At 58.3% G+C, this 10,960-nt stretch carries 10 protein-coding genes and 1 pseudogene; 3 read left to right on the top strand and 8 right to left on the bottom strand.

Translation table 11 applies throughout. From position 1 onward, the window contains the following. Positions 1-989 (top strand): NAD-dependent succinate-semialdehyde dehydrogenase (locus tag AC2FNN_RS20265; protein WP_496760232.1); only part of this gene is annotated, 989 nt, incomplete at its 5' end. Positions 990-1,098: 109 nt separating this feature from the next. Here the strand turns inward: AC2FNN_RS20265 and AC2FNN_RS20260 are convergent. From AC2FNN_RS20260 to AC2FNN_RS20230, 7 genes are all read right to left on the bottom strand, one after another. Next, a complete protein-coding gene (locus AC2FNN_RS20260) occupies positions 1,099-3,324 on the bottom strand; it encodes a tetratricopeptide repeat protein (protein ID WP_496760231.1) in 2,226 nt (741 codons plus the stop codon). Between the two features lie 144 nt (positions 3,325-3,468). After that, the gene (locus tag AC2FNN_RS20255; RefSeq protein WP_152459732.1) at positions 3,469-3,936 is read right to left on the bottom strand and encodes an Hsp20 family protein; all 468 of its coding nucleotides are present in this window, start codon (positions 3,934-3,936) and stop codon (positions 3,469-3,471) included. A gap of 123 nt (positions 3,937-4,059) precedes the next feature. Further along, on the bottom strand, positions 4,060-4,875 hold the full coding sequence (locus AC2FNN_RS20250) for a trypsin-like serine peptidase (protein ID WP_496760230.1): 816 nt from the start codon (positions 4,873-4,875) through the stop codon (positions 4,060-4,062). Further along, on the bottom strand, positions 4,872-5,663 hold the full coding sequence (locus tag AC2FNN_RS20245) for a trypsin-like serine peptidase (RefSeq protein ID WP_496760229.1): 792 nt from the start codon (positions 5,661-5,663) through the stop codon (positions 4,872-4,874). Before AC2FNN_RS20245 ends, AC2FNN_RS20250 begins: the two co-directional genes overlap by 4 nt. A 119-nt stretch (positions 5,664-5,782) precedes the next feature. Next, positions 5,783-7,096 carry a glycolate oxidase subunit GlcF gene (gene glcF / locus AC2FNN_RS20240; protein WP_496760228.1) on the bottom strand — a complete coding sequence of 438 codons (1,314 nt, stop codon included), beginning with the start codon at positions 7,094-7,096 and terminating at the stop codon, positions 5,783-5,785. 4 nt (positions 7,097-7,100) lie between these two features. Beyond that, positions 7,101-8,201, bottom strand: a complete 1,101-nt coding sequence (glcE, locus tag AC2FNN_RS20235; protein ID WP_496760227.1) for a glycolate oxidase subunit GlcE — start codon at positions 8,199-8,201, stop codon at positions 7,101-7,103. 49 nt (positions 8,202-8,250) lie between these two features. Beyond that, on the bottom strand, positions 8,251-9,690 hold the full coding sequence (locus tag AC2FNN_RS20230) for an FAD-linked oxidase C-terminal domain-containing protein (protein ID WP_496760226.1): 1,440 nt from the start codon (positions 9,688-9,690) through the stop codon (positions 8,251-8,253). A gap of 77 nt (positions 9,691-9,767) precedes the next feature. Between AC2FNN_RS20230 and AC2FNN_RS20225 the strand changes: the two genes are divergently transcribed. Further along, positions 9,768-10,478, top strand: a complete 711-nt coding sequence (locus tag AC2FNN_RS20225; RefSeq protein ID WP_496760225.1) for a DUF599 domain-containing protein — start codon at positions 9,768-9,770, stop codon at positions 10,476-10,478. A 35-nt stretch (positions 10,479-10,513) separates the two neighbouring features. Further along, on the top strand, positions 10,514-10,861 hold the full coding sequence (locus AC2FNN_RS20220) for a hypothetical protein (RefSeq protein ID WP_496760224.1): 348 nt from the start codon (positions 10,514-10,516) through the stop codon (positions 10,859-10,861). A 3-nt stretch (positions 10,862-10,864) separates the two neighbouring features. Here AC2FNN_RS20220 and AC2FNN_RS20215 read toward each other — a convergent pair. Beyond that, positions 10,865-10,960 (bottom strand): annotated as a pseudogene (locus AC2FNN_RS20215) (flavodoxin family protein); the annotation flags it as partial.

The following is a 10,960-nucleotide window of genomic DNA, read 5'->3' as shown; positions in this document are numbered from 1 at the left end:
CCTGGAATTTCCCCAACGCGATGATTACGCGCAAGGCAGGCCCGGCTTTGGCCGCCGGCTGCGCCTTTGTCGCGCGCCCGGCCACCGAAACGCCCCTGTCGGCGCTGGTACTGGCGCTGCTGGCGGAACAGGCCGGCGTACCCGCGGGCGTGTTCAACGTGGTGCCCTCGTCGCAGGCCAGCGAGATCGGCAAGGAGTTCTGCGAAAACCCCGGCGTGCGCAAGCTGACCTTTACCGGCTCGACCGAAGTGGGCCGCATCCTTCTGAAGCAAGCCGCCGATCAGGTGATGAAGTGCTCGATGGAACTGGGCGGCAACGCGCCGTTCATCGTGTTCGACGACGCCGATCTGGATGCCGCTGTCGAAGGCGCGATGATGTGCAAGTTCCGCAACAATGGCCAGACATGCGTCTGCGCAAACCGTATCTATGTGCAGGCTGGCGTCTATGACGCATTCGCAGCCAAACTGAAATCGGCAGTAGAAGCACTCAAGATCGGCGACGGTTTGACCGAAGGCACCACCACCGGTCCGCTGATCAATGCCGACGCGGTCGCCAAGGTCGAAGAGCATATCAAGGACGTGACCGACAAGGGCGGCGCAGTTCTGACCGGCGGTCTGCCCCATGATCTGGGCGGCACATTCTTCCAGCCAACCATCGTGACCGGCGTGACTCAGGACATGATGGTTGCTCAGGACGAGACCTTTGGCCCGCTGGCACCGCTGTTCAAGTTCGAGGACGAAGATGACGTGATCGCCATGGCCAATGACACGATCTTTGGTCTGGCGTCGTATTTCTATGCCAAGGACCTGAGCCGCGTCTACAAGGTGGCTGAGGCGCTGGAATATGGCATCGTTGGCGTGAATACCGGCATCATCTCGACCGAGCTTGGCCCGTTCGGCGGCGTCAAACAGTCTGGTCTTGGCCGCGAAGGCAGCCACCACGGCATGGAAGACTATCTGGAAATGAAATACGTCTGCATGTCAGTCTGATCCAATACGGTCTCTGTCCCATTGCGGTGGGCAGAGACCCCGCACCCGGAAACGAAATCGCGTCGTCCTTTGGCTGTTTATGGCGGCGGTCCAATCGACGCTGACGCGGCTATTCTGCGGTTTTGTCGCGGATTTGTTCGATTGCACGGGTCGCGAACTTTCCCTGCAACGAACCGTCCACCATGGCTTCCAACGCTGGCAATGCAGAGGACGCCGCGCCACCTATTTTCCCCAATGCAATAGCTGCCTCTTTGCGGACAAACACCGAGGGGCTTTCAAGAAGCGCGATCAATTCCGGCACCGCTGGCTCTGCCTCAGGACCAAACAGGGCCAGCGATTGGGCTGCCGTCCTCTGATCTTTGGCATCCCCCCGTGACAGATCCGCCCTCAGACTTGCTATGGTTTTTTCCGGAGGCAACGCCGCCAGACGCAGCCCGTCGTTCAGCCGGGCGTTCAAATGCTGGTTCTCACCGACCCAGCGAATGATGAAAAAGTAATTCTGAACAGCGTCCTGTATGACACCGGCATGCTTGCCCTTTTGCCATCGGTCGATGATGGCCCTGCCCGCACGGCGATCTCCATTCAGGGCCAGAACCGAGGCTGCAAACGGCATCAGCTCGGTTGCCTGCGGATTTCTGTTCAATTCTTTCTCGATCACTTCTGCCGCGCCCGTCAGGTCATTCAATGCGTAAAGAGCCGCCGCTTCAAACAGCGCGTAGTGGCTGGGATAATTGGGATCCAGCCGGGTCGCAGCCTGTACAAAGGCCAATCCTTCCTCTGGCTCACCGGCTGCAATCAGCGCCCATCCCATCGTCAGATGCGCCTCGGGGTCGCTGGGTTGCAGTGCGATGGCTTTCGCTGCTTCTCGTCTGGCGTCTTCCGTCCCCCGGCCCACCCCTTCGGTACCGTCCCAATCCGGAAGGTTGAGACTGACAATAGCCCGGATAACGTGCACCAGGGCGGTGTCCTGTTCCATTACATCCCTGTAATACCTGTAAAACAGGCCGATGTGCATTTGCGCGCCCGACCCTGCAAACCCATTCCAATGATGAAAGATGTGCGGCCGCAAATGCGCCAGGGCAAGCGTCGCCCAAGCACGCCCATAATCCGGGTCCAGTTCCACGGCTTTTTCAAAATGGGGAATTGCCGCAAGGTTGTCCTGTTCGTTGAACTGCGAATACAACTCCCACCCGCGCTGGAAGGCTTCGCGCGCTGCAATGGTCTGGGTTTCCACGCTTTCGATGGCCTGCCGACTTTGAGGGTCGAGTGGAAGACCCAGCTCCTGAGCGATTGCGAGAACAATGGTTTTCTGCACTTCAAAGATGTCATCAATCGCGCCATCAAACCTGTCCGCCCAGATCAATCGCCCGCTCAATGTGTCGGTCAGGCGAATGTTGATCCGGAAATCTTCATCCGCACGTCGCACGCTGCCGTCAACGACGTAGCGAACCCCAAGTTCTTCGGCGAAACGTGCGATATCTATGTTTCTGTTGCGGTATGCGAAGGATGAATTACCGGCGATGACGAACAATCCGGATATTCGGGACAGGTCCGTGATCAAATCCTCAGAGATACCATTGATCAGCATCTCCTTGGATGCGTCCTCGGTGTAATTCGCAATCGGCAATACTGCGATGGAAGGCAGATCCGGCAAAGGGTAAACCATCTGCGACTCTGAGGCGCGCAATTGGCCAGTCTTCCACGGCTTCGTTAGAAAAAGCCCGATGGCCGCCAACATCACGAGCAGAGCCGCCAGTGGCAGCCAGCGGGATTTCCTCAGTGTGCGGTTTTTTCGCGGTAAAGGCAAAATTTCCGCTTCTACGCGAAAGGTCTGAACCGGGTCTGCGATGTTCTTGACGTTCTGTGGCCCGATCGGAGCAAAACCATAGGGCACTTTGTTGCGCGCATAATCGACGATGGATTGTGAAACAATGATACCACCGGGATCTGCCAGTGCCTCGAGCCGCGCGGCAACGTTCACCCCGTCGCCAAGGATGTCACCCCCGTTCGAAACCACATCGCCGACATTCAGGCCGATCCGAAACGTGATGACGCTATCCTGATCGGTACCCGCGTTTCTCTTTGCAAGGTCGGCCTGAATTTCCACGGCAGCGTGAACCGCATCGACGGCGCTGCGAAATTCGATCACAAAGCTGTCTCCCGCAGTGTTCGCGATGCGCCCTGAATGCCGGGCGATCGCCGGCTCTATGACTTCGCTGCGGATCAGGCGAAGCCTTGCGATGGTACCTTCTTCGTCCAGACCAACCAATCTTGAGTAGCCGGCGATGTCGGCTGCCAGGATAGCTGCTAGTCGACGTTTTGGTCGGCTTTCCATAATACCGAAGACTATCAGGCGGATAATTTGCTGGGAACCAGTTTTCGAGCACACCAAAAACACAACGCCCCGCGTCTGGAGGAACGCGGGGCGTGTGTTGCGGCAGCCCGGGAGGAGTGAACTGCCGCGGGATATTCAAAAGCCTCAGTTCACGGCTTTGGCGTCCACCACATCCTTCTCGATGGCCTTGGCCGAAGTGATCTCGATCCGGCGCGGTTTCAGGGCCTCTGGAACCTCGCGCTTCAGTTCGATGTTCAGCATACCGTTTTCATGGCTCGCACCGGTGACGCGGACATGATCCGCCAGGGCAAACCGACGCTCGAACGCGCGGGTGGCGATGCCACGGTGCAGATAGGTGCGCTCTTTGTCTTCGGCGGCTTTTTTACCTGCCACGACAAGTGAATTCTCTTTCACCTCTACGGTCAGGTCGTTTTCCGAAAAACCGGCAACGGCCACCGAAATTCGGTAGGTGTCGACATCGGTTTTTTCGATGTTGTAGGGTGGATAGCTGGGCTGGGCCCCATCGTTGGTCAGAACGCGATCCATCATGTCGGCGATCTGGTCAAAGCCAATGGTGGCGCGGTGCAGCGGTGCAAAATCAAACGTACGCATGTGTCATATCCTCATTCTTGAGCGATTTGCGATAAGTGCCCTCGCATCGGACGGGCAATCTCAAACACCGGACCCCGTTGTGGCGGTCCGATACTCATCACATGGGTAGCGATTTCGCCGAGTTCAACCCCCGCCAGAACTGATGAATTTCGCACCAGATCCTGACTTGCCGGACCCGACCTGCAATCGGCGGATCGAAGCTTTGGGCTGAGGTGCGTCGCGCCGCATGATGGCCTTGAGCTCGGCGACTATCCCGCCAAGCTCCATGCCAAACCCCACCTTTCTTCGGCCGTTCGTCCCTACCGCCGATACCACAGACAGGATCTGCCAGCGCGCACCGTTTTTCGCCAGAATTGCAGACCCGGAAGACCCGAAAGTAATGTCGCAATCAAAGGTGATCAGACCCTGCCTGCGGTCGATGATACGGCACGAACGCTCTCGGGTGATCGCCTCGGACCGTCCCCGCCCATACGAGGCAATGCTGATCTCGTTGCCCGGAACATGGCCGCTGTGCAGCGCAAAAGGGTCGGCGACCGAATACGGAATAGGCTCATTCAGCCGCATCAGGGCCACGTCCAACTGGACGCCTTCGTGCGAAAGCGGGTTCTGCGAACTATAGCTGGGATGAACGGCGATTTGCGTGACCTGACGTTCGGCCAAAGCGTTGCCGTTGCTGAGGCCTGCACGAAACGTGATTTCTTCGGGCACATATGTCTTCCCAGTACGACGATCCACCGCACAATGGGCCGCGGTCAGCACCATGTCCTGCGCGATCAACGTACCAGTGCAATACGAGGCGTCGCGGACATCCAGCCGTCCGACAGCCTCCCATCCGTAAAGGTCATCCCGATCGGTCAGCTTGCGCTTGTTGGATTGCGCTTGCGGCGCTGTCGCCAGGACGCTCAGGCCCAATAACAGGCTCCAGAAGACTCTCATCATGGTCGAATGAACCTTGCGCCTATATTCTTGTTCGTTCCCGATCCGGACGAGGAAAGCCCAAATCCCCGCCCCGCAGAAAGTTCGTCACGCAGCAATTGCAGCGAATGCTCAACCGCAGTTCCAATTGCAACGCTCTGGCCGTCCATACTGGCCTTGGCCGCAACCACCGATACGATCTGAGGGCGCGCGCCCGCAAAAGAAAAAACCGGTGCCCCCGAAGACCCGAAATCAACATCGCAGGACATGACCATGACCCCGGCCTGCCGGTTCATGACCGAGCAGACCTGTTGCAGCGACGGAGCTTCTGACCGGTCATGCGCATAAGATACCACGCCCACTTTGGCACCGCGTTTGGGCTGATCGCCCGACTCAAATGGAAGGACGGCTGTATTGCGGATCGGCTGCCACAGCTCAATCAAAGCCACGTCCGCGCTTACCCGGTCGGCCGTTGAATCGACGCCATACTGGTAATCCGGATGGATCACAGCCTGGCGCGCGGTCCGATATGCCAACGCACGTCCCAAACGCCACCCGGCCAGAAACTCGATATCCGCGGGGTTGATCCGTTGTCCGGATCTTTTGTCGAACAGGCAATGCGCCGCTGTCAGTACAAGCGTCGGCGACACCAGCGTTCCGGTGCAAAATCCCGCGCCGGCGATATCCAACCGCCCGACGGCCATCCACTCGCGCCCGGAATCCGACGTATCCAGGCTTTCCAACCCGGTGTCCTGCGCCGTGGCCGCCAATGGCAAGACACAGAGCACGATCGCCTTGATCCAGTTGCGCACGCGGTTCTCCGAGACTCACTTCGAAGCTTTTGTCCTACGTGCCGCGTTGGGCGAAAATAGGGCGATCAGGCACCAAAGGTATTTCCCTGGAAAATGATGCGCGCTGGCATCAGCATGATTTACCGCAAGACGGGAACCGGGTTCCCTGCTCTCTGCGAGACCGGAGGCTTTGGTCCGCCCGTTGCCCAGTCCAGCAACTCTACCGTGTGAACGACCGGAAGTTGCGTGCCAGAACCGATCTGCATCATGCACCCGATATTGCCGGCAGCTATGATATCAGGCTTTTTCGCCTCTAGTGTTCTGACTTTTCGCTGTTTCAACCGGCCCGATATTTCCGGCTGCATCAGGTTGTACGTTCCCGCGCTGCCGCAGCACAAATGACTGTCGGCGGGTTCGACCACTTTGAACCCAGCACGCTTCAACAGGTCTTTGGGATAGGTCTTGATCTTTTGCCCATGTTGCAATGAACAGGCCGCATGGTAGGCGACGGTCAGGTTTTGGTTTTCCCCCGCCGGCAGGTCCAGCTTGATCAGAAGTTCACTGATATCCATGGCAATTGCAGACACACGCGCCGCGTCTTCGGCAAGCGGGCCATTGCGAAACATATGCCCATAATCTTTCACGGTTGTGCCACAGCCAGAGGTATTGATAACTATGGCATCCAACCCATCACTGTCCATTTCCCGATTCCAGGCTCTGATATTGGCGGTTGCCGCCATATGACTGTCTTGCACCTTGCCCATGTGATGGGTCAAAGCTCCGCAACACCCGGCACCTTCGGCGACCACGACCTCGCACCCTAACCGTGTCAACAGGCGGATCGTCGCGTCATTGATATCGGTGTTCAGCGCCCTTTGCGCGCAACCCGTCATCAGCGCCACCCGCATTTTTCGTTCACCGCCGGGCGCAAAACTCTGCGGGTCATCGTTGCGGCTGACAGGCGGGATATGCTTGGGCGCCATGTCCAACATCGCGCGCAGCCGTGCATCAGGCATCAGGAACCGGAAAGGACGGCCCAGCCTGGCCCCGATCAGGACCCAACGGAACCGCATCGGATAAGGCAGTATCTGTGCCAGAACCCAGCGCAACACCCGATCCGTCAGCGGGCGCTTGTAGTTGGCCTCGATATATTCGCGCGCATGATCGACCAGATGCATATAGTGCACACCTGACGGGCAGGTGGTCATGCAGGCCAGACAGGACAGGCAGCGGTCGATGTGCCTGACCGTCTTTTCGTCGGGCACACGCTCGTTTTCCAGCATGTCCTTGATCAGGTAGATGCGTCCACGCGGACTGTCCAGCTCGTCTCCCAGCACCTGATATGTCGGGCACGTGGCCGTGCAAAATCCGCAATGGACGCAGTTTCGCAGAATCTGGTTCGAGCGCTGGATGGCCGGGTCTTGCAATTGCTCATCGGTGAATGTTGTCTGCATCGCCCTATCCCATCAGCCCCGGGTTGAACAAACCGCGAGGATCAAATTTCGCACGCAAACCCTTTGTCAGTGCCGATATTGATGTGGGTTCCGGATGAAATCGCCCCAGTTTTCTGATCGTTTCATGGTCGGATCGTACCAAAGTGGCATGACCTGAAAACGCACCAAGCCGGGCACGCACATCCGTGCCAGCCGGGACCCGCAGCCAGCCAAGACCACCGCCCCAGTCAAACAGCGCTTGATCCGCTTCGGCGCGCGCCGAAATCTCCGCCGCATCACCGGGTTTTACCGAAAGCCGCCAGACGTCCCCGTCCTTGCCCTGAAATGGGTGAACGTCACGTATTCCAGCCCAAATCGCGTCCGACTTTCTTTCCTCGGCAACTTCCCCAAAACCTTCCAACTCAGCAGTCAATCTGCTTGTTCGATATGCAACCGAATCCACAAAACCTTCGACCCTAATAAGGGCTTTTTGAAGATTTGGATCATATGCCACGCCCGTCACCTCAAATGGAGATTTCAGTGCTGCCGAAAGAACCCGCACCGCAGCGCCGATGTCTGAGACTGCAACAGAAAGGGTTGAACTTCGCTCCGGCTTTGGCAGTACCTTCAACGACACCTCGGTCAGAACGCCCAAAGTGCCCCACGACCCACCCATCAGCCTGACCAGATCGTAGCCGGTGACGTTTTTCATCACCCGACCACCATTCTTGATCACCTGCCCGCGCCCGTCGACAAAGCGCACTCCTAATAGAAAATCCCGGCACGCCCCGGCCTGAATCCGCCGCGGGCCCGAGATGTTGGCCGCCACAACACCACCAATCGTCGGTGCACCCCGGGTCGCCAGCAAACCCCGGTGATCCATCGGTTCAAAGGCCAGTTGTTGCCCTTCCACGTCCAACGCCGCCTCGATCTCAGCCAGGGGTGTACCCGCCTTCGCCACAAGTGTCAGCGCCCCGGGTTCATAGAGGGTAATTCCGCTCAGCCCGGATACGTTCAGTTCGGGCTCTCTCCCGGTCACACCGCGCGTGCCACCTCCGGCGATCCGCACCGGTCCGCGCAGCCCGGCCACCAGTTCGGCCAATTCGGCTTCCGTCTCAGGTCTCATTTGCTTCATCTTTTTCAAAATACTCCGGGGGCAAGGGGGCAGAGCCCCCTTACTCCGCCGCAATGCGCCGCGCCCGAGACACATCCAAAGGGAAAACTTTCGCAGGATTCAGCAGCCACTTGGGGTCGAATACATCTTTGAGCGCCATCTGCGCTTCAAGATCGGCAGGCGCATATTGATGCGACATGAGATCCCTCTTCTCGATACCCACGCCATGCTCACCGGTCAGACAACCGCCTTCGTCCACGCATAGTTTCAGAATTTCGGCCCCGAATGCCTCGCATTTTTCCAGATCACCCGGTTTGTTGGCATCAAAAAGGATCAACGGATGCATGTTCCCGTCCCCTGCGTGAAAAACGTTCCCGACAGGCAGCCCGAAGTCTTCACTCAGCTCGCCGATACGGCGCAGCACCGTTGGCAAGGCCGACACCGGGATCGTACCGTCAAGGCACATGTAGTCGTTCAACTGCCCCATGGCGCCGAATGCGGATTTCCGACCAAGCCATATTTTTGCGCTTTCTTCGGCTGACTGGCTTTCTCGCAGTTCGACCGGGTTGTGGCGCTTGGCGATTTCGATGATTTTCGACAGTTGATGGTCGATTTCGGCTTCCGACCCTTCCACTTCGACAATCAACAGCGCATGGCAGTCGGGATATCCGGCGTGCGCAAAGTTTTCGCAGGCTTTTATGCACAGCGTATCCATGAACTCGATCGCGACCGGCAGAATGCCCGATTTGATAATGTCCGAAACACACTGGCCCGCGACTTCGTTGTCGTCGAACCCCATCAGAACCGGCCGCGCGCCTTCGGGTTTGCGCAGAATGCGCAGTGTTGCTTCGGTCACCACGCCCAGCTGACCTTCCGAGCCGCAAATGACGCCCAACAGGTCCAGACCGGGTGCATCCAGATGCGCGCCACCGATCTCGACGACACTGCCATCCATCATCACCATGGTCACGCCCAGAAGGTTGTTCGTTGTCACGCCATATTTCAGGCAATGGGCGCCACCTGAATTCATCGCGATATTGCCGGCAATGGCACAGGCCAGTTGCGAGGAAGGATCAGGCGCATAAAAGAAGTCCTCTTCCTCGACCGCGCCGGTGACGCTCAGATTGGTGCGGCCCGTCTGCACCCTGATGAAACGGTTGTCATAGTCAACCTCCAGCACCTCATTCATCCGCGCGACGCCCAGAATGACGCAATCGGCCGTTGGCAATGCCCCGCCGGCCAGCGACGTACCCGCACCGCGCGGCACGACAGGCACGCCTTCTTCATGGCATATGCGCAAAACGTCCGAGACTTCCTGCGTGCTCGACGGCAGCACGGCCAGCATCGGGGGGCATTTGTAAGCCGTCAGGGCATCGCACTCATAGGCTCGGGTTTCAGCCGGATCATGGATAATTGCCGTATCTGGCAGAACCCGCGACAGCCGCGAAACGATCGCGCTTTTCCGGTTTAGTACGTCCGGGCTTGGCTTTGGCATTTCCATGGCAATCCCCTTTGGTAAAATAATATTACCAATTTACCGCACTGGCAAGTTGCGATGTCCGGTCGTACTGTCGCGCCATGACCTGGATCGAACGTGCCGCCCTGTTTTCCCCTCTGGATTATTCTGCCATGGCGATATTGCTGGGTGCGTGGCTGTGGATCGGCTGGAAGATCGAGCACCCGTCACCGCAGAAGCCGTCCGTCGCCCTTGTGATGGATGGCTACCGCCGCGACTGGATGCACGAGATGGTGACGCGCCAGCCACGGATGTTCGATGCACAAGTCGTGGCCGCCATGCGGCAAGGCAGTACCTTTTTCGCTTCAACCACGATGATTGCCATCGGGGGCGGTCTGGCCCTGTTGGGTAATACCGAGCGATTGGCCGGGGTGGCTACGGATCTTGCGATAGGCAGCGCACCGGCGATGGTTTGGGAAATCAAGATACTTGTGGTTGTCCTGCTGCTGGCCAATGCTTTTCTGAAATACGTCTGGGCACATCGCCTTTTTGGGTATTGCGCCGTGTTGATGGCCTCGGTCCCCAACGATCCTGAAGACCCAAACGCCTATCCTCGGGCCGGTCAGGCGGCCGAGATCTGCGTGACCGCCGCCCGAAGTTTCAACCGCGGCCTCCGCGCCACCTATTTCGCCCTTACTTCGCTGGCGTGGTTTCTTGGGCCGATGGCATTGGTGTTGGGCACAATGATTACAATCGGCATCCTGTATCGCCGCGAGTTTGCATCGCATTCCCGCACGATCCTCATGGCCCAAACGTCGAACACAGAGACGTGATCCCCATGCGCCACATTAAACCCTAGGTTCGAACCATGCGATATGTGATTCTCAGTGCCCTTCTGGCTGCGCCTGCCCTTGCCGACCCGCCGACAATCGAACAGGTCCGCGCCAGCGCCACCGGCGAAACGTGGCGGTTCGATGTGACGATCCGGCATCCCGATACAGGCTGGGATCATTACGCCGACGGCTGGCGCGTTCTGGACATGGACGGGAATGAACTGGGAATGCGGGTTCTGCACCACCCGCACGAGACAGAGCAACCTTTTACCCGCTCACTTGGCGGCGTGGTGATTCCGGAAAACGTGTCACAGGTGCAGATTCAGGCGCGGTGCAATGTGGATGGCTGGAGCGAAGGCACGACATTGGTCGAACTGAACTGACCTTCAGAAAATCCCCATGGCCAGGCCCGCACCCAGCGCGGCGCCGATCTCGCGACACCGATCCAGCTGATCTTCCGGAATGGTCTTCCGGGCCAGAAT

The organism is Ruegeria sp. BHSA118 (assembly GCF_059613405.1).
This window is presented reverse-complemented; position numbering and strand designations above follow the sequence as displayed.

Bases quoted from the DNA above. Each gene is read 5' to 3' on its own strand.
- AC2FNN_RS20250 (WP_496760230.1), bottom strand. From the start codon at position 4,875: ATGATGAGAGTCTTCTGGAGCCTGTTATTGGGCCTGAGCGTCCTGGCG.
- AC2FNN_RS20220 (WP_496760224.1), top strand. From the start codon at position 10,514: ATGCGATATGTGATTCTCAGTGCCCTTCTGGCTGCGCCTGCCCTTGCC.
- AC2FNN_RS20260 (WP_496760231.1), bottom strand. From the start codon at position 3,324: ATGGAAAGCCGACCAAAACGTCGACTAGCAGCTATCCTGGCAGCCGAC.
- AC2FNN_RS20230 (WP_496760226.1), bottom strand. From the start codon at position 9,690: ATGGAAATGCCAAAGCCAAGCCCGGACGTACTAAACCGGAAAAGCGCG.
- glcF (WP_496760228.1), bottom strand. From the start codon at position 7,096: ATGCAGACAACATTCACCGATGAGCAATTGCAAGACCCGGCCATCCAG.
- AC2FNN_RS20225 (WP_496760225.1), top strand. From the start codon at position 9,768: ATGACCTGGATCGAACGTGCCGCCCTGTTTTCCCCTCTGGATTATTCT.
- glcE (WP_496760227.1), bottom strand. From the start codon at position 8,201: ATGAGACCTGAGACGGAAGCCGAATTGGCCGAACTGGTGGCCGGGCTG.
- AC2FNN_RS20255 (WP_152459732.1), bottom strand. From the start codon at position 3,936: ATGCGTACGTTTGATTTTGCACCGCTGCACCGCGCCACCATTGGCTTT.